The organism is Caulobacter vibrioides, assembly GCF_002310375.3.
GTDB classification, from domain to species: Bacteria; Pseudomonadota; Alphaproteobacteria; order Caulobacterales; family Caulobacteraceae; genus Caulobacter; species Caulobacter vibrioides_D.
In genome coordinates this window covers 769,803-792,505 of sequence record NZ_CP023315.3, presented here as the reverse complement: position 1 = coordinate 792,505, position 22,703 = coordinate 769,803, and the positions used below count along the sequence as shown (strand labels likewise).

Sequence of the window (22,703 nt, the reverse complement as noted above, 5' to 3'; positions counted from 1 at the left end):
GGGACCCAGGGGCGGCGCGCACCGCGCTTCGTCGCCCCCTGGGTCCCGGCTCTACGCTGCGCTTCGGCCGGGATGACACACGTTTGGAATACGGCTTAGGTAGCTGAATGATCTCCATCACCCGCCAAGGCTGGATCGCCTACGCCGTCGCCGCCGCCACGGTGGTGCTGGACCAGATCTCTAAGCTGTGGATCCTCTCCCTGCTGGGCCGCGAACAAGGCGCGAGCCTGCCGTTCCTTGGGCCGATCCACCTGACCATGGTCCATAACTACGGCATGAGCTTTGGTCTGCTGCGCAACAGCGACTGGGGCCGCTGGCTGCTGATCGGCTTTTCGATCCTGGTGGTGATCGGCCTGGCCGTCTGGGTCCGCAAGGCCATCAGGCCGCTGCCGGCGCTGGGCGTCGGCCTGATCATCGGCGGAGCCATCGGCAACAACCTGATCGACCGTGTGCTGTACGGCTATGTCGTCGACTTCATCGACGTCTCGCGGCTGTACTTCCCCTGGGTGTTCAACGTCGCCGACTCGGGCATCTCGGCGGGGGTGGCCCTGCTGCTGCTCGACAGCTTCCTGTCCGAAGAGAACAAGCTGTCGCATCAAACAGAATGAGTTGGGCCGAATGACGCCGCAATCGCGTGGGACATTGGCGCCCGCGCGATGATGTCGTATCGAGAGCGTCCGAATTTTTGGGCCGGGGGTCGGCCTGCTGGAGCGTGGTTAGATGAATTTCAATCGGGTCGCGTCCGTGAGCGCCCTGACCGCCGTGGCCGCCATCGGCCTGGCGGGCTGCCAATCGACCCAGAAGGCTCTGGGCATGAGCAAGGTGGTCCCTGACGAATTCCGCGTTGTGAGCAAGGCCCCGCTGGCCGTGCCGCCGGACTACGCCCTGCGCCCGCCGGCGCCCGGCGAGCCGCGCCCGCAGGAACTGCAGCCGGAAAGCGCCGCCCGCGCCGCCCTGCTGGGCCAGAACGCAGCGTCCGGCCGCTCGGAAGGCGAGCGCCTGCTGGTCGCCCGCGCCGGCACCGACAAGGCTGACCCGCTGATCCGCTTCGTCGTCGACGACGAGAACGGCGACCTGGCCCACAAGGACGAGAGCTTCGCCAGCAAGGTGATGTTCTGGAAGAAGGGCGAGGCCAAGACCAACGTCGCCACGGCCGCGGAGACCGGCGCCAACGCCCCGCTGGAAATCGACGCCGCCGCCGAGGAAGCCCGGCTGAAGAAGCTGGTCGGCTCGGGCGGCGTGGTGATCAGCCGCGAAAAGAAGACCGGCATCAAGCTGCCGGGCCTGTAAGGGGCTTGAGACTCCCTCTCTCTTAGAGAGAGGGAGGGGCCCACCGCGCAGCGGTGGGAGGGTGAGTGGTTACGACCTCGCCGGAAAATCCCGATTCCTTCGGTTGAGACGCCAGCCTCTGAAGAGGCAGTCTCTCACCATGGATAGTACCGCAACCGCGCGACGACTGCGCCAGAGCTCGACCCTGGCGGAAAAGACCCTCTGGGCCCTCGTCCGAAATCGACGGCTTGGCGGCTTCAAGTTTGTGCGCCAATTGCCTATCGACCGATACTTCGCCGACTTCGTCTGCGAAGCGGGCAAGCTGATCGTAGAGCTGGACGGCCCCGCTCACGACGGCCGCGAGGCCTACGACGCGAAACGAACCGAAGACCTCGAACGCTTTGGCTATCACGTTCTGCGGTTTCGTAATGAAAAGGTCCTGGCCGATCCCGGTGGAACGGCGGACGACATTCTCGCCGCGCTTCGATCGGCGACGGCGTAACCACTCACCCTCCCAAGCTTCGCTTGGGCCCCTCCCTCTCTCAAAGAGAGAGGGACTCCTACCCCTCCCCCGGCGTCCGCACCGTGATCCCCTTGGCCCGCAGTTGGTCCAGCACGCCGCCCTCGGCGACGAGACTGCGGATCGGGTAGACGGCCACCGCGTGGCCGGGGGTCTTCAGGAGGTCCGCGAGAGCCTCGACGTCGGCGGTCCTCAGGCGCTGGCTCATCTCAGCGACGCCCGGCAGCAGCAGTTGGCACCGCTCGACGCTGCGCGGCGCAGCCAGGGCCGCGCGGACCCGGCCCTCGGCCCAGGCCTGGGCGGCCGTGCGATAGCGGTCCTGGCCCTGTTCGATGGTGTCCAGCGTCTCGGTCAGGCAGGCCAGCCCGGCGGCGTCCTCGGTCTGGCGCGCCACGGTCTTGATCAGCGGCATGGCCTTGTAGCGCTCGGCGGCCCGTGACTTCACGCGGTGCTTACGCGCCAGCGTCTCGATGCGGCGGGGGACCTGGCCATATTCCAACCCCGCCTTGCGGTTGGTTTTGCCGGCGATCATGCCGCCCAGGAACAAGGGCTTCCAGTCGCGCCAGCCGTCAGGATCCTTGGGCTCCACCGCCGACCAGGCGCGCTGGACGCGGGCGGCCAGGGCCGGATCGCTCGCCGCCCAGTCACCGTCGTCCCTAAGCTTGCCACGCAGGGCCAGCAGCGCGGGGATGTCGGTGAGCCCCGCGCGCAGAGACGCCGGGGTCAGCAAGGCGAAGGCCCCGTTCAGGCGGCGATCGGCGACCGAGCTGTCCCAGACCAGGCCCTTGGGCGTCGCGCCGGGCGCGCCCAGGATATAGACTGTGGTGTCGGCGTCGGTGATCCGCCACCAGGCCGGACCCGGCAGCTTGGCGCTGACCACCAGGGCCTCGACGACCGTGGCCTCGGGGTCGTCGATCACCTGAGCGGCCGCGCCGCCGGCGACGGCAAGGCCCATGGCCAAGGCGGCTGAAAGCACGCGCATCTCGATCCCCCTCAAATGACGACCAAGCTTGGCGACGCCGTGTGGCGGAAGCTTGGCCTTATTCAGGCGCGGTCACGGTGAAACCCTTGGCCCGCAGGCGATCCAGCACCCCGCCCTCGGTCAGCAGCGACCGCAGCTCGATCACCGCCACGGCCTTGCCAGGCTTCTTCAGCGCCGAGCTGATCGCGCCGACCGCCTCGTCCTGGCCGTCCTTGAACTGGCGGGCGACCCAGGGCGTCGAGGCCAGGCACCGCTGATAGCCGCGCTCGGCGGCGACCACCGCGCGCACCTGGCCCTCGGCCCATTGCTCGGCGGTTTCGCGCACGCCCGCCAGGCCGTTCTCGACCTCCTTCAGGCCGGCGTCCAGGCACAGCTCCTGCAGCGGCTGGGGCGCTTCGCCCAGCGACTTGACCATGCCGATCAGATCGTAGTCGTCCAGCTTCTTGACGCGCGGTTGAACCGCGATGTCCTTGCTCTTGGCCAGTTTCTGGATGCGGTCGGTCAGATCGCCGATGGTGATCGAGACGCCGCCGCCCTTGTCGTTGGCGATGATGAAGCCCGCCAGGGCCGGCTTGAGCTCGTCGTGCTCGCTGACCGGCTTGCCGCGCGCGGTCAGCTGCTTTTCCAGCCTCGCCCGCAGCTCGGGCGGCAGGGTGTCGCGCATCGGCTTGTCCATGATGAACTGCTTGCCGCGCCCGGGGATCAGGGCCAGCAGGCTCAGCAGCCGCACCTCGGGCTCCTGGCCGATGATCAGCACATTGGCCCCATCCAGGCGCCGACGCAGCACCGAGTCGTCGAAGTCCAGCTTCTGCGGCGCAAAGGCCGGCACGCCCATCACATAGACGTTGGTGTCGCCGTCGCTGACCTTCCACCAGGCCGGACCCGGCAGGCGGGCGTTGACGATCAGCTCCTCGACGAGGTTGGCCTGGCTGTCGACGGGGGTGAGGTCCACGGGCCTCGTCTGATGGATCGACACCTCGTTCTTGCCCTGAACCTGCGCCAGGGCGGAGCCGCCGCACAGCAACGAAAGCGCCAGGCCGGCGGCGGCGAAACGGGTCAGGGTCATGATCTTTCAGGTCCTCGAAGGCGCGCGGAATCGCACTAAAGTCATCCCTCTCCGCTTGGTTGGCTGATCGCCGTTCGTCTGGTCAACTTAAGGAGTTGCAATGTCGGCGGCCCCGCCCCACCTCCGGGCGCCGGCGCGCCCGTGAAAGTCCGCTTGATGCCTATCCGCCGCCTGCCGCCCGAGACCGTCAACCGCATCGCCGCCGGCGAGGTGGTCGAGCGGCCGGCCAGCGCCATCAAGGAACTCGTGGACAACGCCATCGACGCCGGCGCCACGCGGATCGAGGTCGAGGCCCACGGCGGCGGCCTGACGCGGATTCTGGTGGCCGACGACGGCTGCGGCCTCTCGGCCGAGGAGCTGCCGGTGGCGATCGAGCGCCACGCCACCTCCAAACTCGCCCCCGACGCCGACGGCCTGTGGGACTTGCTGCGCATCCACACCATGGGCTTTCGGGGCGAGGCCCTGCCGTCGATCGGCTCGGTGGCGCGGCTGCAGATTTCCTCGCGCGCCAAGGGGGCCAAGGACGCCTTCTCGATCCTGGTCGAGGGCGGCCAGGTCGGCGAGGTGGCGCCCGCCGCCTTCCCGGGACCGCACGGGGCGCGGATCGAGGTGCGGGATCTGTTCTACGCCACGCCTGCGCGCCTGAAGTTCATGAAGTCCGAGCGCGCCGAGGCGCTGGCGATCACCGAAGAGATCAAGCGCCAGGCCATGGCCAATGAGAGCGTCGGCTTCTCGCTGGACATCGACGGCCGCCGGGTGCTGCGCCTGCCGCCCGAGCATCCGGGGCCGCAGGGGCGTCTGGCGCGTCTGGCCGCGGTGCTAGGCCGCGAGTTCCAGGAGAACGCGCTGGAGATCGACCAGACCCGCGACGGCGTGCGGCTGTCGGGCTTTGCGGGCCTGCCGACCTACAACCGGGGCAACGCCGCCCACCAGTACCTGTTCGTCAATGGCAGGCCGGTGCGCGACCGGCTGCTGCAAGGCGCCCTGCGCGCGGCCTATGCCGACTTTCTGGCGCGGGACCGCCATCCGACGGCGGCGCTCTATGTGACGCTCGAGCCCACCGAGGTCGACGTCAACGTCCACCCGGCCAAGGCCGAGGTGCGGTTCCGTGATCCGGCCCTGGTGCGTGGTCTCATCGTCGGGGCCCTGCGCCACGCGCTCGCCGGCGCCGGGCACCGCGCCTCGACCACCGTGGCGGCCCAGGCGCTGGACAGCATCCGCGCCCAGCAGAGCCCGTTCCCCGGCTATCAGCCGGCCCCCTCCCCCGCCGGCTTCTCGGCCTGGCGCGAGGGCGGCTGGACGCCGCCGACGCAAAGACCGATGGACCTGCCGGGGCTCTCTGAGGTCTCGGCGCGGGTCGAGCCGGGCCTGGGCGGCGGGCTGGCGGAGGCGGTGCGCGAGGTCTATGCCGACGCTGCCGCAAGTCATTCTCCGTATGCGGATTATCGAGCCGGCGGCGCGCCGTTTGATCCCGTCGACTACCCGCTGGGGGCGGCGCGGGCCCAGGTCCACGAGACCTATATCGTCGCCCAGACCCGCGACGGCATGGTCATTGTCGACCAGCACGCCGCCCACGAACGCCTCGTCTATGAGCGGATGAAGGGCGAGATGGCGTCCGGCGGCGTGACCCGCCAGACCCTGCTGCTGCCCGAGGTGGTGGACCTCGACCCCGCCGAGGCCGAGCGCGTCGTCGCCCGCGCCGAGGAGCTGGCCGGCCTTGGCCTCGTCATCGAAAGCTTCGGCCCCGGCGCGGTGCTGGTGCGCGAGACCCCCGCCCTCCTGGGCAAGACCGACGCGGCGGCCCTGGTGCGCGACATCGCCGATGATCTGGCCGAGAACGGCCAGGCCCTGGCCTTGAAGGAGCGGCTCGAAGAAGTCTGCTCGACCATGGCCTGCCACGGCAGCGTCCGCGCCGGCCGCCGCCTGAACGGCGCCGAGATGAACGCCCTGCTGCGCGAGATGGAGGCCACGCCCCACTCAGGCCAGTGCAACCACGGCCGGCCGACCTATGTGGAACTGAAACTGGCCGATATCGAGAAGCTGTTCGGGCGGCGGTGAAGCGCTTAAGCGCCCCCTCCGTCTCGCCGCTTCGCGCCGATCCACCTCCCCCGCAAGCGGGGCAAGAGGGTGGTGGTTTCCTCCTCACCCGTGAAACGGGGGAGGTGGCGCGCGGCGCAGCCGCGTGACGGAGGGGGCGCTAGAGATTCATCGCCCCCACGCAAACGCCCGCATCGCCTCGGTGGCGTACGCGATCAGGCGGCGCTCTTGGCCAGGGCCAGCGGCGCGCCGTCGGCCGCTGCGACGGGGGTGTCCATGAAGTCGGTGACGGCCGGGCCCTGGACACGGACGACGCCGGCGACCTTGCAAGCCTCCAGCTCCACGGCCGAGGCGACGTTGGCCACGCACTGCATCACGCCCTTGGCGGCATAGGCCGACTTGCGCTCGACGAACTTGAGGATCTGCTTGAGGCGATCGTGCTCGGTCTCGCCCGACAGGACCAGGGTGACGCTTTCCAGCAGTTCGGGCGGCAGGCCCTGGACCGGGAAGGTCGGGTCGGTGATCCGCAGATCCATGGCCGCGAAGGCGCCGGACAGCGACGCGCGCATCTGTTGCAGCATGCCGATCGAGGCCTCGCGCGGCGCGCCGTAGATCGAGGCGGTCAGCCGGGGTCGAGCGTCCAGCGGGTAGCGCGACAGGCGGGCCTTGTAGGACTCCTGCGAGGCGGGCGTGATCAGGTTCCAGAAGCCGAACGAGGCCTGGATTTCGCCGAACGACGCGGTCTTCAGCGCCGCCTGGACGTCGGTCAGGGCCACGAGGTCGCGCTTGAGCAGCTTGGTGTCGTCCTCGGGCGGGGCGGCGACCAGATCGGCGCGCATGCCGACGGCCGAGCCGATAAAGACCCCTTGCGACAGGTCATAGACGCCCCACCAGCCCGTATCGGCCGGCTTCTCTGGCGCGACGACCTTGGCGGCGGTGGGGACGGCGACGGGCGCGGGCGCTGGCTTGGCCGTAGGCTTGACCACGACGGGCGGGCCTTCCGCCTCGGCGGCCTTGGCCTTCTCGGCCGCGTAGACCTTGGCTTCCTCGCGGGTGACCGGCATCGGCTTGACCGCGTCGGCGGTGACCACGTGGACCCGCCCAGGCTCGCCGCCATAGCCCTCGCCGGCCATCAGGCTGGCCAGTTCCTTCTGGGAGAGCGCCGAGAAATGCAGCACCGCCGTCTCGTCGCCTTCGAAGGTCATCAAGGCGATCTGGCCGATCGGGCGGTTGGGGAACAGCACCTTTTCCAGCTCGATCGCCAGACCTTGAACCTCGGTGGGGTCCAGTTCCGTTGCGCGGTGATCGGCCAGGACGAAGGCCAGCGGGGCGACGGCGCCGCACTTGCGGGGTTTGCGCCACTTGGCCTTGAGAAACGCGTCCGCCACGCCCTGCGCCTTGTGCTTGGGCATATCACCGGGGCGCATGTCGCCGTCGGCGGTGAACAGGATGCGAAGGCAGGCGATGGCCGTCATGCGCAGAGCATGCGCCGCCATTCCTCGACAAATCGTTAGGGCGGAGGTGAATTTCAGCGCTTGCGGCGAAACGCCTCTGGCGAGGCGGGCGCATCAGGTGCGCAGCGGCAACTCGTTAGGCGGCACAGCCTGGTCGACGACCGGCGTGGCGAAGAGCGCGCTGATCATGGGCCCCTTGACGATGTGGGCGCCCATCTTGCTGGCCAGCTCCAGTTCGCGAGGCGCCTTCACCCCCGCAAGGCCCATCCGGATCTTGCGACCGACATATTGGCTGCGCGCCGACAGGAAGCGGTGGGCCTTGAGCAGGCGCGCTTTCTCATCCTCTTCCGGCAACTGGAACATCACGCAGTGCGCCAAGGCGTCGGGCAGGGCCTGAACGTAAAAGCCCGGGTCGTTCACGCACAGTCCCAGCCGCGCGAAATGGGGCTGCACCAGATCCCGCAGCGGTCCGATGGTCGAGAACGGCAGATCGCGCGGCGCGTCATAGACCATCGCCCCCAGTCGCTCCCGCACCCCTTGGGGGATGGCGGCGAAGCGCTCGGCGCAGGTTTCGCGCAGCCCGCCCCGCGCCACGCTCCAAAGCCGCACGCCGACCCAGGCCTTGAGCCTGGGGTCACCCTCCAGGGCGGCCACGGCGCGGTCCAGCGCCCGCAGGTCCCGGTCCATGAACTCGCCGTCGGCTTGGGGCTCGGCCTCGCCCGGCTTCACATAGGGCTGGATCTGGCAGGCCTCGAACCGCTGGGTGGGCAGGCTGTAGACGCCGCGCCAGCCAAAGCGCGCCGGCGCTGCGTCTTCGGTCTTGGCCTGCTCGGCCACCACCCGCGGCGTCGAACCCCAGGGCGCGAGCTCGCGCACGCCGTCCTGGCTGACCAGACGCGTGCGGCCCTCCGGCGGCGGCGGCTCGGCGCCGCTGCGCATGCCCAGAAGTTCCTCTTCCGGAACCGTGGTGAACTTGAGGACCTGTTCCTCGTCGCCCTCGAAGGTCAGCATGCAGAGGTCCTGCTGGCCCTGTGTGCCGAACAGGTGGACCTGCAGCTCCGCCGCCATCTGGCGCAGTTCGTCGCCGTTAAGCGTGTCCGCGCCGGGATCGATCAGCACATAGGCGCCCGGACCCACGCGCCCGTGCCGACGCGGCGCGCGCCAGTTCACATCGATATAGCCGGAGGCGACCTTGTCGATCTTGGCCGGCGTCACGCCGCCAACCGTGACGCTGCGCGCGCCGTGTTCGATGCAAATGCGTAGACACGCCATCCCAGCCATGGGGCGGCATTCATGGCGGCGCTTGTTGAGAAAGTGTTGTTATTCCAGCGGCTGCGTCGGATTGACGCGGCGCCTCAGGCGAAGGTCTCGCTGAGCCGGAACTCCAGCCGCTCGCGGATCGCCGGCCAGTCATAGTCGGTGATCGAGAACACGGCGGTGTCGCGGACATGACCCGTCCAGGTGATCTTGTGGTTGCGCAGCACGCCTTCCTTGGTGGCGCCCAGCTTCTGGATCGCCGCCTGGCTGCGCGCGTTGCGCACGTCGGTGACCAGCTCCACCCGGATGGCGCCGGCCTTGTCGAAGGCGTGGCCCAGCATCAAGCGCTTGCTCTCCGGATTGACCGGACCCGAACGCGCGTCGGGATTGAGGAAGGTGGCGCCGATCTCCAGTCCGCCATGCAGGCGACGGATGTTCAAATAGCTGGAGGTCCCCACGACCTTGCCGTCAGACAGCCGGCGGATCGCATAGCCGATGCGCTCGCCCCGGTCGGTCTCGCCTTGCAGCGCGCCCCAGAAGTCTTCGAACCCTTCGCCGCAGCCGTTGACCGACATGATCTCCCAGCTATCGGGATCGCAGTCGATGGCGGCCTTCAGTTCGTCGCGATGATCGACGGTGACGGGCTCAAGCCGCACGTAGCGGCCCTGCAGGATGTCGGCGGTCAGGTTCAGCATGGCGACGTTGTCGGCGATGATCGACGTCAAGACAACCCAAAGCGCCGCTCTTGCGCTCACCTTGGTAAACCTGCCCGCTTGCCCGGCGCGTCAGGCCGGTCTACAAACGCTTCAAACAAGCGTTTGACACCGAAAGAGCGGGTAGAGGGAACGGCCATGGACTTCGACATTTCCCCCAAGCAACGCGCGTTCCTGGATCGCGTCACGGCGTTCATGGACGAGCACGTCTATCCGGCGATCCCGGCCTATGAGGCCGAGATGAACGTCCTGGGCGCCGAGCGCTGGAAGGTCGTTCAGGTCGTCGAGGACCTGAAGAAGAAGGCCAAGGCCGCCGGCCTTTGGAACTTCTTCATGCCGCCGCACAGCGGCCAGACCCATGTGGACGACACCTTCCAGTTCGAAGGCGTGCAGCTGACCAACCTGGAATACAGCCTGATCGCCGAACAGCTGGGCAAGGTCGGCTTCGCCTCGGAAGTGTTCAACTGCTCGGCGCCCGACACCGGCAACATGGAAGTGCTGATGCGCTACGGCACGCTGGCGCAGAAGGAAAAGTGGCTGCGCCCGCTGATGAACGGCGAGATCCGTTCGGCCTTCCTGATGACCGAGCCGGCGGTGGCCTCCTCGGACGCCACCAATATCGAGACCCGCATCGAGCGTGACGGCGACCACTATGTGATCAACGGCCGCAAGTGGTGGTCCTCGGGCGTGGGCGATCCGCGCTGCAAGGTCGCCATCGTCATGGGCAAGACCGATCCCGACAACGCCAGCCGCCACGCCCAGCAGAGCCAGGTGCTGGTGCCGCTGGACGCGCCGGGCATCGAGATCGTCCGCATGCTGCCGGTGTTCGGCTATGACGACGCCCCGCACGGCCACGCCGAGGTCATCCTCAAGGACGTGCGCGTGCCGATCGAGGACGCCTTGCTGCTGGGCGAAGGCCGCGGCTTCGAGATCGCCCAGGGTCGCCTCGGCCCTGGCCGTATCCACCACTGCATGCGCACCATCGGCACGGCGGAAGTCGCGCTGGAAAAGATGTGCCAGCGCCTGATGAGCCGGAAGGCCTTCGGCAAGTACGTCTCGGACCACTCGGTGTGGGAAGAGCGCGTCGCCGACGCCCGCATCGACATCGAGATGTGCCGCCTGCTGTGCCTGAAGGCTGCCGACATGATGGACAAGGCCGGCAACAAGTCGGCCCGTCTGGAGATCGCCATGATCAAGGTCGCGGCCCCGCGCTTGGCCCTCAAGATCATCGACGACGCCATCCAGGCCCACGGCGGCGGCGGCGTGACCACCGACTTTGGCCTGGCCAAGGCCTATGCCGGCATCCGCACCCTGCGCCTGGCCGACGGCCCGGACGAGGTGCACCAGCGCACGATCGCCCGCATGGAATACAGCAAGTACGGCGACCTGATGTACAAGCAGAAGGCCGAGAAAGAAGCCGCCCTGCACGTGCCGGGGATCCGGTAGGAGCTTCCTAAATCCTCCCCCTCGCGGGGGAGGTGTCGGCCCGAAGGGACGACGGAGGGGGAAGAGGCCGGTTAGCCAACACTTCCCCCTCCGGCCTTCGGCCGCCTCCCCCGCTGGGGGGAGGATTTACTTCGCCGCAAAATCCGGGCGGACAGCCGCGCGCGCCTCGGCGATCATCGCCCCATGCCCCGCCCCGCCCGTCTCTTTCTCGACCGCGCCGCCTCGCCGCTCGGCGAGTTGCTGATCGTCACCGACGAGACCGGCCTGCTGCGCGCCGTCGACTTCCACGACTTCGAGCCTCGCCTGCGACGGCTGGCGCGGCGGCACTATGGTGAGCTTGCGGTGGAGCCGGGCCCGGCGCCTCCGGCGATCAAAGCCGCCTTCGCCCGCTATTTCGCCGGAGATCTCGCCGCGCTCGCATCCCTGGCCTGGGCCACCAACGGCACGCCGTTCCAGCAGGCGGTGTGGCGCGCGCTGGGCGCCATCCCAACCGGCCAGACCATCACCTATTCAGAGTTGGCCCGCCGTGCGGACCGTCCCGCCGCCATCCGCGCGGCCGGCGCGGCCAACGGCGCCAATCCGCTGAGCCTGGTCGTCCCCTGCCACCGGGTGATCGGGACCCATGGCGCCCTCACCGGCTATGCCGGCGGCATCGAGCGCAAGCGCTGGCTGTTGACCCACGAAGGGGCGCTTTAGAGTCCGGATTCAATTGAAGAGGAAAAATTCCCCGATATTTCAAAGACTAACTCGTGTCATCCCGGAAGCCTCGCAGAGGCTATCCGGGACCCAGGGGCCGGAGCAGTGCGGTCGCCCCTGGGTCCCGGCGCTCCAGCCCGCAAGCGGGCTTCCGGCCGGGATGACACGAGAAAATGACGCCTGCTGATTGAATACGGAGCCTAGGCCAGGCCCAGCGGCCCGCGCAGCACGACCTTGCCGATCTGGAACCAGGGCAGCGTCAGGGTCACGCCGATCAGGGCGTTGAACAGCATCGCCCCGCGATTATAGCGCCCAGCCTCGCCGTCCAGCACCGCCGACACCGCGCGCCCGACCGCCGCGCCCAGCCAGGCGAGCGCCAGCGCCAGCGCCATGGCCGCGCCGATCCGGGGCTGATAGCCAAGATAGAGCGCCGCAACGCCGTGCGCGGCGATCAGCACCCCGCCCAGAGCGCGCCCCTCGGCCAGCAGCGACGGCTTGGGGGTGTCGTCGTTGGACAGACCCGCCGCCTCCAGCAGCGTGGCCGGTCGCGCCAGGATCATGCCGCCCAGCGTGCCGCCGATGACGCAGGCGATCACGGCCAGAAGCAGCGACAGGACGTAGCTCGACATCGGGTCTCCTAACAACGATCAGGCCGGCGCGTGACAGACCGCCTCCACGTTCCGGCCGTCCGGGTCAAGAACGAAGGCGCCAGAATAGTGGGGGTGATCGTCAAGCCGCCCCTCCGGCGCGCCGCCATCGACACCGCCAGGGCTGCGGCGCACGGGGCCCTTGAGGCCTCGAGATCCAGGACCGTCACGCCCATCAGCAGCCCTCCGCCTTCACCGCGTCGAAAAAAGTTCGCAGCGCCCGTCCTTGACTCCCCGGAGGCCGGCGCCTAACTCACGAGCGTCGTTAGCACTCGGCGGGAGTGACTGCTAACAGTCCCGCTCCCCCCGGCCAACGAAGTCTTATTTCAAACCGTTCCGACGGAGAACACCATGAAGTTTCGTCCCCTGGGCGACCGCGTCCTCGTGAAGCGCGTCGAAGAAGAAACCAAGACCAAGGGCGGGATCATCATCCCCGACACCGCCAAGGAAAAGCCGCAAGAAGGCGAAGTCGTCGCCGTCGGCCCCGGCGCGCGCAACGACAAGGGCGACGTCGTCGCTCTGGACGTCAAGGCTGGCGACCGCATCCTGTTCGGCAAGTGGTCGGGCACCGAAGTGAAGGTCGACGGTCAGGACCTCCTGATCATGAAGGAAAGCGACGTCCTGGGCGTGGTCGAGGCCTAAGCCTCCTACGTCTCCCCGACGCTTTCTTATCCAAACACCTAGTTCAGAAAGGCGCCCGACATGGCCGCTAAAGACGTTTATTTCTCCTCCGACGCGCGCGACAAGATGCTGCGCGGCGTCAACATCCTCGCCAACGCGGTGAAGGTGACCCTGGGTCCCAAGGGCCGCAACGTCGTCATCGAAAAGTCGTTCGGCGCTCCGCGCACGACCAAGGACGGCGTCTCGGTCGCCAAGGAAATCGAACTGGCTGACAAGTTCGAGAACCTCGGCGCGCAGATGATCCGCGAAGTCGCCAGCAAGACCAACGACAAGGCCGGCGACGGCACCACGACCGCCACGGTCCTGGCCCAAGCCATCGTCCAAGAAGGCCTCAAGTCGGTCGCCGCCGGCATGAACCCGATGGACCTGAAGCGCGGCATCGACAAGGCCGTCGCCATCGCCATCGAGGACATCAAGAAGTCCTCGAAGAAGGTCACCACCAACGCTGAAATCGCTCAGGTCGGCACCATCTCGGCCAACGGCGACAAGGAAGTTGGCGAGATGATCGCCAAGGCCATGGACAAGGTCGGCAACGAAGGCGTCATCACCGTCGAAGAAGCCAAGACCGCCGAGACCGAACTCGACGTCGTCGAAGGCATGCAGTTCGACCGCGGCTACCTGTCGCCGTACTTCATCACCAACGCCGACAAGATGGAAGTTCAGCTGGAAGAGCCGCTGATCCTCCTGTTCGAAAAGAAGCTGTCGTCGCTGCAGCCGCTGCTGCCGGTGCTGGAAGCCGTCGTCCAGTCGGGCCGCCCGCTGGTCATCATCGCTGAAGACGTCGAAGGCGAGGCCCTGGCCACGCTGGTCGTCAACAAGCTGCGTGGCGGCCTGCGCGTCGCCGCCGTCAAGGCTCCGGGCTTCGGCGACCGCCGCAAGGCCATGCTGGAAGACATCGCCATCCTGACCGGCGCTCAAGTCGTCAGCGAAGACCTCGGCATCAAGCTCGAGAACGTCTCGCTGGAAATGCTGGGCCGCGCCAAGAAGGTCTCGATCACCAAGGACGACACCACGATCGTGGACGGCGTTGGTGAGAAGGCCGACATCGAGGCCCGTATCGCCCAGATCAAGCGCCAGATCGAAGACACCACGTCGGACTACGACAAGGAAAAGCTGCAAGAGCGTCTGGCCAAGCTGGCCGGCGGCGTTGCGGTCATCCGCGTCGGCGGCTCGACCGAAGTCGAAGTGAAGGAAAAGAAGGACCGCGTTGACGACGCCCTGAACGCGACCCGCGCGGCCGCCGACGAAGGCATCGTCCCGGGCGGCGGCACGGCCCTGCTGAAGGCCTCCAAGGCCCTGGCCGGCGTCACCGGCGACAACGATGACCAGACCGCTGGCATCGCCATCGTCCGCCGCGCCCTGCAGTCCCCGATCCGCCAGATCGCCGAAAACGCCGGCGTCGAAGGCTCGATCGTGGTCGGCAAGATCCTGGAAAACGACAGCAGCTCGTTCGGCTTCAACGCCCAGACCGAGCAGTATGTCGACCTGGTCGTCGACGGCGTCATCGACCCGGCCAAGGTTGTCCGCACGGCTCTGCAGAACGCCGCCTCGGTGGCCGGTCTGATGATCACCACCGAAGCCGCGATCGTCGAAGCCCCCAAGAAGGGCGGCGGCGCCCCGGCCGGCGGCGGCATGCCGGGCGGCATGGGCGACATGGACTTCTAATTTAGAAGTTCGGGTCACCGACGAATGGATGAGGGCGGGGCCGAAAGGCTCCGCCCTTTTTCTTTGGCTGAATTCAGGTTGGGTGGGGGTGCTGGCGGGGATGGAAATCCTCGTCCGGAGTTTATCCTCGGGCCGACCTTCGGTCGGTCCCGGGGGACAAGCTCAGGATGAGGATCTTGTGCGCGCCGAGGCTGCCGGTCGTCCTCACACTGAGCTTGTCGAAGGGCGGGCACGGCCCCCTCGCCGGGTCAATGGGTCGCGGAGCCAGGCGCGCTGTTCGGCGTTAACCTCTGCTTCGACAATCAAGGCCTGGAGGCGTCGATGGCGTTCGTGCGTTTGCAGTCTTCACACCATCGCCGCCGGCTGCCCCGCCCGTCGGTGGTGATCCTGGGCCTGTCGGTCTGGCTGGTGCTGGGCCTGATCAGCCAGGCGGCGTTCCGGTTCATCGGCTGACGCGGACGATCCTCACGAATTTTCGACGGTCATTGTCGGCGCGACGCGGGTTCAGGCGTCCTTGTCACGAACCCACCGTTCGCGAACGCCCATGACCCACTCCGCCCATCCGCCCCCCGCACTCACGGGCGAGCCTCGCATCGAGCAAAGTCCGCCCCTGCGGCTGGTCGGGCTGGCGCGCGACTACGCCCTTGACGATCCGGGCATGCTGGCCGCCTTGCCCCGGCAGTGGGCGGAGTTTGCGCCGCGCATGCTGGGCCTCGCTCACCAAGGAACCTTGGTCGCGTTCGGCGTCGCCCTGCCGACCAACGATCCTAGCCGCCTTCGCTACATGGCGGCCGTGCCGGCCAGTCCAGGCCCGCAACCCGAAGATCTTGAGGTGCTGGACCTGCCGGCCGGCTCCTACCTGGTCCATCCGCACCTGGGGCACGTCTCGACCCTGTATCGCACCGTAGAAGGCGCTTGCGCCGGGCTCGAAGCCCCCGCGGGCAAGCCCGGCTTCCTAGAATACTACGGGCCCGGCTTTGATCCCGAGACGGGTCTTGGGGATCTGGAGGTCTGGACGCCGCTGGAAGACCAGCGTTAAAGCCGATGGCATGTTCCGCCAGCGCCCCGACGCCGATCTGATTGTTCAAGGCTGGGTCATCGGCGTGATGGTCGAGGTCCCCGGCGAGCGCGCGCCGGTGCGGCACTACTTCGCCGTCGGCAAGGCCGACCGGGCCCAGGCCGAGTGGACGGCCGTGGATCTGGCGATGAACGCGGGCTCGGTGGCGTCCAGCCCCGTCGGCGGCCACGAGCCGGTCGAGGCCCTGCGCGAGATCGTCGCCTATCGGATGCGCGACCTGGGCCTCAAGCCCGGCGAGGCGCGGGCGCTGGGCGACAAGAACCCGCGCCGCTGGCTGTCGCTCTAAGGCGCTAGTGGCGCTTGCCGCCGCAGCCCGAACAGCCGCCGCCACCCCCGCCGATCCGGATCGAGGTCGTGGCCGTCGCCGACGCGGTGGCCGAAGCGCGGGCCGAGGCCGAAGCGCCGCCGTAGGCCCCGCTGCGCCAGCCGCCGCCGCCGATCAGGCCCACCCCGCCATAGCCGCCGCCGCGACCGCCCGAGGCGCTCCCGACATAGCCCATCGGCAAGGGCGGAAGCTCGGCGTAGCCGTCATGGCGCTCATCGTAGGACGAGCGCTCTTCGCGGTGCTCGATCACCCCGCCATAGCCGCAAGGGCTGGCGCAGGGCGGCGGGACCTGGATCGGTCCGCAAGGATGGCTGCAGCTGGGCGGCGGCGCGGGCCGCCAATGGATGTCGCAACGGCTGGCGCACGGCGCCGGCGCGACAGAACCGCAAGGATTGGCGCAGGGCGCGGGACGCTCGACATAGCCGCACGGCTGGGCGCAGCCCTGTGACGGCGTCGGGACCGGGCGATCGACATAGACGTAGATCGGCACCTGGATGATCTTCTCGACCACTTCGCCCGGCTTATCCGTCGGCACGGGCCGATCCACATAGACCGGCTTTTCCACGACCTTTTCGACGATCTTCTCGACGGGGACCTCGACCCGCTTTTCAACCACGCGATCGACGTAGACCTTTTTCTCAACCGGCCGGTCGACATAGACGAGCTTCTCGACCGGTCGATCGACATAGACTGTCTTCTCGACAGGAACCTGGACCAGCTTCTCGACCGGCACCTCGATACGCTTTTCGACGACCACCGGGCGCTCGATGATCACCGGCTTTTCGACCACCTTCTCGACGATCTGGGTCGTGGGACGGTCGATATAGACGGGCACGCGCTTTTCCACGACGACCGGGCGATCGACATAGACGATCTTGGTGCGCGGCTTGGGCGTGGCCTGTTTCGGGACCGGGCTGCGCGCTGGCGCGCCGGGGAAGCCGTCGGCCAGGGCGGGCGCGGCGCTCAGCGACAGCGCGGCGAGCGTGGCGGCGCCCAGTCGGCAAAGGGTCTTGAGGCTGATCACGGACGCGCGCTCCTGCTGTCCGTCCCGAACCGGGACGAGGCTTCGCCTCCGCGCAATGATCGGGCCAAGCCCCCTTGGCGGGCGTCGTTCTTTTGATCATTGTCGCGCCCAAACGAGCGTTTGAGCGTGGGAGGAAACCAGGATGAAGCGGACTTTGACGGGCCTTGCGGCGATGGCGGTCCTTGGACTGGCGGGCGCGGCCAGCGCCCAGACTGCAGCGCCTGCGCCTGCGCCAAACGACTACGGCAAGCCCGAGTCGTGGCTGTGCCTGCCCGGCCGCGCCGACGCCTGCGCCGTCGACCAGACCACGACGATCGTCCAGGCGGACGGCAAGACCTCGGTCGAGACCTTCAAGGCCGCGGCCGCCCCGGCCTATGACTGCTTCTATGTCTATCCGACGGTGTCCACCGATCCGGGCGGCAACAGCGACATGTCCATCGACGAGGCCGAGCGCCGGGTGGTCGAGCAGCAGCTGGCACGCTTCGCCTCGACCTGCCGGGTGTTCGCCCCGATGTACCGCCAGGTCACCCTGGCGGCGCTGCGCGCGGTGATGATGGGTCAAGGCTCGCCGGGCGATGCGACCCTGGCCTATGGCGACGTGCGCGACGCCTGGACCTGGTACCTGCAGAACGAGAACAAGGGCCGGGGCGTCATCCTGATGGGCCACAGCCAGGGCGCGCGTGTTCTGCAGGGGCTGCTGACCAACGAGGTCGACGGCAAGCCCGTCCAGAAGCAGATGATCGCCGCCTACATCATCGGCATGAACACCCCGGTCGTCGACGGCAAGTACGGCTCGATCCCGGTCTGCGACAAGGCCGATCAGGCCGGCTGCCTGGTGACCTATGTCTCGTTCCGTGAGGCGAGCCCGCCGCCGCCCGTCAGCCGCTTTGGCCGGACCGACGCCGAGGGCCGCCGCGCCGGCTGCGTCAGTCCCGCCAGCCTGCTGGCCGGCAAGGCCTCCAGCGAGTCGGCCCCGCTGAACGCCTATCTCAGCGCCAAGGGCTTTGGCGCGGTGTCGGGCGCCCCGCCCAAGCCGTTCGCCAAGGATCTGACGGTGTCGACGCCGTTCGTGTCGATGCCCGGCCTGCTGTCGGCCAGGTGCGTTTCTGAGGGCGACTTCACCTATCTGTCGGTCAAGGTGAACGCCGATCCGGCCGATCCCCGCACCGACGAGATCAGCGGCGACGTCGTCGTGGGTCCCGTCACGCTGAAGGACTGGGGCCTGCACCTGATCGACGTGAACGTCCAGATGGGCGACCTGGTCGCCCTGGCCGGCCGTCAGGCCAAGTCCTACGGGGTGAAGTAGGATCCGAAAATCCTCCCCCTAGCGGGGGAGGTGTCCGCGAAGCGGACGGAGGGGGACGTTCTGCCGAACTTGCCACGCCCCCCTCTGGCCATTCGGCCGCCTCCCCCTTCTGGGGGAGGATTTCACTTCGGTCCTGTCGCGGCCTTGAACAGCGTGCCGCCGAGCAGCAGCACCAGCACGAAGCCGACCAGGAACAGGAAGAACAGGATCTTGGCGACGCCGGCCGCCGCGCCGGCCACGCCGCTGAAGCCCAGAGCGCCGGCGATCAGGGCGACAATGGCGAGGATGATGGCCCATTTGAGCATTCTTGGTTTCCTTCAGGAGCGCGCCCGGGGCGCGATTGGAAAATCAACGTCGCTGCAGTGTGCGGCGTTCCTTGTTTTCCCCGCCCGGCGCCTTTAACTCGAACGCCATGGCCTCCAAGCCCGAAAGCCCGACCGAACCCTTCAAGCGCGCCCTGGCGCACGCCGCGCGCTCGCTCGCCGAGACGCCGGACCTGGAGGTCGTGTTCTCGGGCGATGGCCCCCAGCTCTTGGGCAACCGGGCGGTGCTGCCCCATCCCCCGCGTGATCTGAACAGCCGCGAGGCCGCCCGCATCCGGGGCCTGGCCGACCAGATGGCCCTGCGCCTGGCGCACCACGACCCCCTGGCCCACGCCCGCGCGCGGCCCAGCTCCCCGGACGGCCAGGCCGCCTTCGAGTCGATCGAGCAGGCGCGGCTGGAGGCGATCGGCGCCAACGCGCTTGGCGGCGTGCGCGCCAACCTGACCGCCGCGCTGGAGGCCCGGCTGGAAAAGCAGGGTCTGACCCGCACGGTCGCCACCGATCGCCAGTCCGCGCCGATGGCCGAGATCCTGGGCCTGATGGTGCGCGAGCGCCTCACCGGCGATGCGCCGCCCGACGGGGCCAAGGCCCTGGTCGACATTCTGCGCAATGACATCGAGGCCCGGGCCGGCAAGGATCTGGACCGTCTGGCCGCCGCCATCGACGACCAGGCCGCCTTCGCCAAGGTGACCCGCGAGATCCTGCGCGACCTTGATCTCTCCGAAGACATGGCCGACGCCACCGAGAGCGCCGACGAGGAAGACGGCGAGGACGACGCCCCCACCGAAAACTCAGACGAGGATCAGGGCGAGGGCGAAGGCGAGCAGCAGGAAGGCTCGGCCCCGCAGGAAAGCGAGGCCACCGACCGCGAAAGCGAGGCCGGCGACGAGGAGATGGTCCAGTCGGACCAGGAGGGCGAGCCCGAGGAGTCCGACGAGAGTCCCGAGATGGGCGACGGCGCCAAGCCCGCCCGGCCCGACACCAGCGCCAGCCAGGGCGGCGAGCCGCAGTACAAGATCTTCACCACGGCCCACGACGAGATCGTCGGCGCCGAGGACCTGTGCGACGCCGAGGAGCTGACGCGGCTTAGGGCCTATCTCGACCAACAGCTGTCGGCCCTGTCGAGCGTGGTCTCGCGTCTGGCCAACAAGCTGCAGCGCCGCCTGCTGGCCCAGCAGAACCGCTCGTGGACCTTCGACCTCGAGGAAGGGATGCTGGACGTCGCCCGCCTGACGCGGGTGATCATCGATCCGACCGCGCCGCTGTCGTTCAAGCAGGAAGAAGACCAGGAGTTCCGCGACACGGTCGTGACCCTCCTGATCGACAATTCCGGCTCGATGCGCGGGCGCCCGATCATGGTGGCGGCGATCTGCGCCGACATCCTGGCGCGCACCCTGGAGCGCTGCGGCGTCAAGACCGAGGTCTTGGGCTTCACCACCCGCGCCTGGAAGGGCGGCACGGGCCGCGACGAGTGGATCAAGGCCGGCAAGCCTGCGGCTCCCGGCCGCCTGAACGACCTGCGCCACATCATCTACAAGGCCGCCGACGCGCCCTGGAGACGGGCCCGCAAGAACCTTGGCCTGATGATGCGCGAGGGTCTCCTCAAGGAGAACATCGACGGCGAGGCCCTGATGTGGGCTCACCAGCGGATCATCGCCCGGCCCGAACAGCGCCGCATTCTGATGGTGATCTCCGACGGCGCGCCGGTGGACGACAGCACCCTGAGCGTCAATTCGGGCCACTATCTGGAGCGCCACTTGCGCCAGGTCATCGCCGAGATCGAGGGCAAGAGCCCCGTCGAGCTGATCGCCATCGGCATCGGCCACGACGTCACCCGCTATTACCGCCGCGCCGTCACCATCGTCGATGTCGAGCAGCTGGGCGGCGTGCTGGTCGAGCAGCTGGCCGCGCTGTTCGAGGAAGAGCCCCGGCAGATCGCCCGCGCGCGCGGCCTGCTGGCCCCGCCGCCCGTCGTCATGCCGCAGGCGTCCAAGGCGGCCGGCAAGGTCCCCGCGTGATCGGTCTGCGCACGGCCCTGGTGCTGGGCGTGGTGGCGGGCCTGGGCGGCATGGCCACCCAGTGCGCGCCCCGCCGACCGCCGGTCGCTGTCGCGCCGCCCGCGCCGGTCAAGGTCGGTCCCGAGATCACCGTCACGGCCACGCCGGTCCCGCTGGACGCCACGAACCCGGCCAAGACCACCCTGGACGGCGGCTTCACCTATGCCGGCGGGCTGGTGCTGACCAGCGCCACCACGACGCGGCTGCACGCCCTGTCGGACCTGGCGGTCGGCGCCGAGGGCCAGCTGATGGCCCTGACCGACGACGGCGACCTGTTCGAGGCGAAGATCCAGCTGGACGCCAACGGCCGCCTGGCCGGGGTCACCGACGGCAAGCTGCGCCCGCTGCGCGGCCTGGACGGCCAACCGCTGCAGGGCAAGCAGCAGGCCGACGCCGAGGGCCTGGCCGTGCTGCCGAACGGCGACCGCCTGGTCAGCTTTGAGCGCGACCACCGCATCTGGCTCTATCCCGTCACGCCGGACGGCGGCTGGGGAACGCCCCGCCCCGCCCCCAAGCCCGCGACCGTCCTGCCCGACAACGAGGGCCTGGAGGCGATCGCCGCCTATCCGTCCGCCGGTCCCGACGCCTATATCGTCGGCGGCGAGGAGGGCGAGGTCTGGCTTTGCCGGCTCTCGGCGGACTGCAAGAGCTTGCCGCCGCAATCGGGCCCCGACTTCACCTGGGGCCTGTCGGGCTTTGCGCCCTTCGCCGGCCCTGCGGTGGCGACCCTGCATCGGGGCTTTGACCCGGTGCGCGGCTGGCGCGCCATCGTCCGCTTCGTGGCCGACCCCACCGTGCCCGTCGCCCGCCAACGGGTCTCGGCCACCCTGCGGCTGGAAGGCTCGACCACCCGCGACAATGTCGAGGGCGTGGCCCTGACCCGCTCGCCCTCGGGCGGCACGCGCCTTTATCTGATCTCCGACGACAACGCGACCGAGAGCCAGCGCACCCTGCTGCTGGCCTTCGACTGGGTCCCGCCGCCCCCACCGCCCGCGCCGCCGCCCAAGCCCGTCAAGAAGAAGCCCGTCCGCAAGCCCTGAGCCGGCGGGCCGCCGCGCTGAAACTGGTTTCGTTGGCAACGAAATGTTACCGCTAACATTTTCGTGAGGTCGCACTCTTCGCACTTGCGAGAGACAACGTTGTCATGCACTGCTGACGGCGACGGACGACGAGGCGAGATCCTGGGGGCCGTCAGAGGAACGCGTCGGGAGGCGGTTGAACTCAACCTCCTTTCCGGGACTACCCAAAATGATCCGTCTGCTCGTTATCGCCATCACCGCCCTGATGGCCACCACCGCCGCCAACGCCGGCGAAATCACCGTCAAGGTTCGCGGCCGCGCCACGCCGGTCGTCCACGCCGAGATCGTCACCGCCGCTCAACAGCTCTGCAAGGAAGACCTCGCCGGTCATCCCAGGGAGTCGGACCTGACCGCCTTCTGCATCCGCGAAGTCACCCGCGACGCCGTGGTCCGCACCAACAGCCCCGAACTGCGGGCCTACAACAAGGCCCAGGGCCGCACCGCCTACCTGCGGCTGGCCACGCGCTGATCTGACGTCATCCGCTTCGAGATCGGCCCGCGAGCCCCCGCTCGCGGGCCTTTTTCATGCGCCCTGCCCGTAACAGAGCGCGTGTTGCGCTGATGACGGCGCCGCAAAATTTTCATGCGTGCGCCGCAACATAATCATTGATCACCCAATAAAGCGCAGCTATAGGCTTTGCGACGGCCCAACAGGCGACAGACCAGGGACCGGCCGTCAGAGGAACGCGTCTGGAGGGGGTTGATCACAACCTCCTTTTTGGACCTTTCGACATGATCCGCTCGCTCGTTCTGGCCGCCTCGGCCATCGCCACCCTGGTCGCCGTTCCGGCCTCGGCTGAAGAAATCCGCGTTAAGGTCGCCGGTCGCCCGGCCGCCGAAGTCCGCGCCGAAATCGTCAAGGCGGCTTCGACCGTCTGCTGGAAGGACGTCCGTGGCGAAGCCCTGGCCGGCTACCTGTACCCGGCCTGCATCCGCGCTTCGGTCAACGACGCCGTCGCCAAGCTCAACAGCCCGGCCCTGACCGCCTACAACGCCGCTAACCCGGCCGTCGTCTCGCGCTAAGCGATCGACCCTAGTACCAAGCTTTCAAAACCCGCCGCGGCACAGGTCGCGGCGG

At 68.4% G+C, this 22,703-nt stretch carries 24 protein-coding genes and 4 pseudogenes; 17 read left to right on the top strand and 11 right to left on the bottom strand.

Annotation, left to right across the window (positions count from 1 at the left end):
* The first annotated feature begins 107 nt into the window (after nucleotides 1-107).
* The 3 genes from lspA to CA606_RS03765 all read left to right on the top strand — a co-directional run bounded on the left by lspA (nucleotide 108) and on the right by CA606_RS03765 (nucleotide 1,771).
* Complete coding sequence (gene lspA / locus CA606_RS03775; protein WP_096052327.1) at nucleotides 108-608, top strand: signal peptidase II; 501 nt, start codon at nucleotides 108-110, stop codon at nucleotides 606-608.
* A 112-nt stretch (nucleotides 609-720) separates the two neighbouring features.
* Entirely contained in the window at nucleotides 721-1,290 is a 570-nt protein-coding gene (locus CA606_RS03770; protein ID WP_096052328.1) for a DUF3035 domain-containing protein, read from the top strand.
* Between the two features lie 139 nt (nucleotides 1,291-1,429).
* Complete coding sequence (locus CA606_RS03765) at nucleotides 1,430-1,771, top strand: endonuclease domain-containing protein (RefSeq protein WP_096052329.1); 342 nt, start codon at nucleotides 1,430-1,432, stop codon at nucleotides 1,769-1,771.
* Nucleotides 1,772-1,829: 58 nt separating this feature from the next.
* Here the strand turns inward: CA606_RS03765 and CA606_RS03760 are convergent, their stop codons facing one another.
* Together CA606_RS03760 and CA606_RS03755 are read right to left on the bottom strand one after the other, a co-directional pair.
* Nucleotides 1,830-2,771 (bottom strand): TraB/GumN family protein, encoded by a 942-nt coding sequence (locus CA606_RS03760; protein WP_096052330.1) that lies wholly within the window; start codon nucleotides 2,769-2,771, stop codon nucleotides 1,830-1,832.
* Between the two features lie 58 nt (nucleotides 2,772-2,829).
* Complete coding sequence (locus CA606_RS03755; protein ID WP_096052331.1) at nucleotides 2,830-3,837, bottom strand: TraB/GumN family protein; 1,008 nt, start codon at nucleotides 3,835-3,837, stop codon at nucleotides 2,830-2,832.
* Nucleotides 3,838-3,993: 156 nt separating this feature from the next.
* On the opposite strand from CA606_RS03755, the gene mutL reads away from it, so the two are divergent.
* Both mutL and CA606_RS19870 read left to right on the top strand, forming a co-directional pair.
* Nucleotides 3,994-5,895, top strand: coding sequence for a DNA mismatch repair endonuclease MutL (gene mutL, locus CA606_RS03750; protein ID WP_096052332.1), 1,902 nt, complete (start codon nucleotides 3,994-3,996; stop codon nucleotides 5,893-5,895).
* A gap of 2 nt (nucleotides 5,896-5,897) precedes the next feature.
* Nucleotides 5,898-6,023 (top strand): annotated as a pseudogene (locus CA606_RS19870) (hypothetical protein); the annotation flags it as partial.
* A 66-nt stretch (nucleotides 6,024-6,089) separates the two neighbouring features.
* Here CA606_RS19870 and CA606_RS03745 read toward each other — a convergent pair.
* From CA606_RS03745 to CA606_RS03735, 3 genes are all read right to left on the bottom strand, one after another.
* Complete coding sequence (locus CA606_RS03745) at nucleotides 6,090-7,349, bottom strand: hypothetical protein (protein WP_096053883.1); 1,260 nt, start codon at nucleotides 7,347-7,349, stop codon at nucleotides 6,090-6,092.
* Nucleotides 7,350-7,442: 93 nt separating this feature from the next.
* Nucleotides 7,443-8,609 carry a hypothetical protein gene (locus tag CA606_RS03740; RefSeq protein ID WP_096052333.1) on the bottom strand — a complete coding sequence of 389 codons (1,167 nt, stop codon included), beginning with the start codon at nucleotides 8,607-8,609 and terminating at the stop codon, nucleotides 7,443-7,445.
* Nucleotides 8,610-8,683: 74 nt separating this feature from the next.
* Nucleotides 8,684-9,280 (bottom strand): GNAT family N-acetyltransferase, encoded by a 597-nt coding sequence (locus tag CA606_RS03735; protein WP_096053884.1) that lies wholly within the window; start codon nucleotides 9,278-9,280, stop codon nucleotides 8,684-8,686.
* A gap of 156 nt (nucleotides 9,281-9,436) precedes the next feature.
* Between CA606_RS03735 and CA606_RS03730 the strand changes: the two genes are divergently transcribed.
* On the top strand, nucleotides 9,437-10,744 hold the full coding sequence (locus CA606_RS03730) for an acyl-CoA dehydrogenase family protein (protein ID WP_096052334.1): 1,308 nt from the start codon (nucleotides 9,437-9,439) through the stop codon (nucleotides 10,742-10,744).
* A 10-nt stretch (nucleotides 10,745-10,754) separates the two neighbouring features.
* On the opposite strand, the pseudogene CA606_RS03725 reads toward CA606_RS03730, so the two are convergent.
* Nucleotides 10,755-10,863 (bottom strand): annotated as a pseudogene (locus tag CA606_RS03725) (hypothetical protein); the annotation flags it as partial.
* A 64-nt stretch (nucleotides 10,864-10,927) separates the two neighbouring features.
* Between CA606_RS03725 and CA606_RS03720 the strand changes: the two are divergent.
* Nucleotides 10,928-11,440: a methylated-DNA--[protein]-cysteine S-methyltransferase gene (locus tag CA606_RS03720; RefSeq protein ID WP_096052335.1), complete on the top strand. Its 513-nt coding sequence runs from the start codon at nucleotides 10,928-10,930 to the stop codon at nucleotides 11,438-11,440.
* Between the two features lie 82 nt (nucleotides 11,441-11,522).
* Here CA606_RS03720 and CA606_RS19865 read toward each other — a convergent pair.
* The 3 genes and pseudogenes from CA606_RS19865 to CA606_RS20525 all read right to left on the bottom strand — a co-directional run.
* Nucleotides 11,523-11,633 (bottom strand): annotated as a pseudogene (locus tag CA606_RS19865) (hypothetical protein); the annotation flags it as partial.
* 7 nt (nucleotides 11,634-11,640) lie between these two features.
* Complete coding sequence (locus CA606_RS03715) at nucleotides 11,641-12,069, bottom strand: DUF4345 family protein (RefSeq protein ID WP_096052336.1); 429 nt, start codon at nucleotides 12,067-12,069, stop codon at nucleotides 11,641-11,643.
* Nucleotides 12,070-12,087: 18 nt separating this feature from the next.
* Nucleotides 12,088-12,207, bottom strand: a pseudogene (locus CA606_RS20525) (VOC family protein); the annotation flags it as partial.
* A 231-nt stretch (nucleotides 12,208-12,438) separates the two neighbouring features.
* Between CA606_RS20525 and groES the strand changes: the two are divergent.
* The 5 genes from groES (at nucleotide 12,439) to CA606_RS03690 (ending at nucleotide 15,797) form a co-directional block, all read left to right on the top strand.
* Entirely contained in the window at nucleotides 12,439-12,729 is a 291-nt protein-coding gene (gene groES, locus CA606_RS03710) for a co-chaperone GroES (protein WP_010918572.1), read from the top strand.
* Nucleotides 12,730-12,789: 60 nt separating this feature from the next.
* Entirely contained in the window at nucleotides 12,790-14,433 is a 1,644-nt protein-coding gene (gene groL / locus CA606_RS03705; RefSeq protein ID WP_096052337.1) for a chaperonin GroEL, read from the top strand.
* Nucleotides 14,434-14,754: 321 nt separating this feature from the next.
* Nucleotides 14,755-14,886: a hypothetical protein gene (locus CA606_RS03700; protein ID WP_181242769.1), complete on the top strand. Its 132-nt coding sequence runs from the start codon at nucleotides 14,755-14,757 to the stop codon at nucleotides 14,884-14,886.
* Between the two features lie 91 nt (nucleotides 14,887-14,977).
* Nucleotides 14,978-15,472, top strand: a complete 495-nt coding sequence (locus CA606_RS03695) for a GyrI-like domain-containing protein (protein ID WP_096052338.1) — start codon at nucleotides 14,978-14,980, stop codon at nucleotides 15,470-15,472.
* A gap of 10 nt (nucleotides 15,473-15,482) precedes the next feature.
* Nucleotides 15,483-15,797 carry a hypothetical protein gene (locus tag CA606_RS03690; protein WP_012640029.1) on the top strand — a complete coding sequence of 105 codons (315 nt, stop codon included), beginning with the start codon at nucleotides 15,483-15,485 and terminating at the stop codon, nucleotides 15,795-15,797.
* A 4-nt stretch (nucleotides 15,798-15,801) separates the two neighbouring features.
* On the opposite strand, the gene CA606_RS03685 is transcribed toward CA606_RS03690, so the two are convergent.
* Nucleotides 15,802-16,860, bottom strand: a complete 1,059-nt coding sequence (locus tag CA606_RS03685) for an IMCp domain-containing protein (RefSeq protein ID WP_096052339.1) — start codon at nucleotides 16,858-16,860, stop codon at nucleotides 15,802-15,804.
* A gap of 142 nt (nucleotides 16,861-17,002) precedes the next feature.
* Here CA606_RS03685 and CA606_RS03680 point away from each other — a divergent pair, with 142 nt between their 5' ends.
* A complete protein-coding gene (locus CA606_RS03680) occupies nucleotides 17,003-18,166 on the top strand; it encodes a DUF3089 domain-containing protein (RefSeq protein ID WP_096052340.1) in 1,164 nt (387 codons plus the stop codon).
* A gap of 122 nt (nucleotides 18,167-18,288) precedes the next feature.
* Here CA606_RS03680 and CA606_RS03675 read toward each other — a convergent pair whose 3' ends face one another.
* The gene (locus tag CA606_RS03675) at nucleotides 18,289-18,471 is read right to left on the bottom strand and encodes a DUF1328 family protein (RefSeq protein ID WP_096052341.1); all 183 of its coding nucleotides are present in this window, start codon (nucleotides 18,469-18,471) and stop codon (nucleotides 18,289-18,291) included.
* Nucleotides 18,472-18,578: 107 nt separating this feature from the next.
* Between CA606_RS03675 and cobT the strand changes: the two genes are divergently transcribed.
* The 4 genes from cobT (at nucleotide 18,579) to CA606_RS03655 (ending at nucleotide 22,648) form a co-directional block, all read left to right on the top strand.
* Complete coding sequence (cobT, locus tag CA606_RS03670; RefSeq protein WP_096052342.1) at nucleotides 18,579-20,507, top strand: cobaltochelatase subunit CobT; 1,929 nt, start codon at nucleotides 18,579-18,581, stop codon at nucleotides 20,505-20,507.
* Entirely contained in the window at nucleotides 20,504-21,586 is a 1,083-nt protein-coding gene (locus CA606_RS03665) for an esterase-like activity of phytase family protein (RefSeq protein ID WP_096052343.1), read from the top strand. The genes cobT and CA606_RS03665 overlap by 4 nt, the downstream gene beginning before the upstream one ends.
* 208 nt (nucleotides 21,587-21,794) lie before the next feature.
* Nucleotides 21,795-22,094 (top strand): hypothetical protein, encoded by a 300-nt coding sequence (locus CA606_RS03660; RefSeq protein WP_181242768.1) that lies wholly within the window; start codon nucleotides 21,795-21,797, stop codon nucleotides 22,092-22,094.
* Between the two features lie 263 nt (nucleotides 22,095-22,357).
* Nucleotides 22,358-22,648 (top strand): hypothetical protein, encoded by a 291-nt coding sequence (locus tag CA606_RS03655; RefSeq protein ID WP_096052344.1) that lies wholly within the window; start codon nucleotides 22,358-22,360, stop codon nucleotides 22,646-22,648.
* Nucleotides 22,649-22,703: the final 55 nt, after the last annotated feature.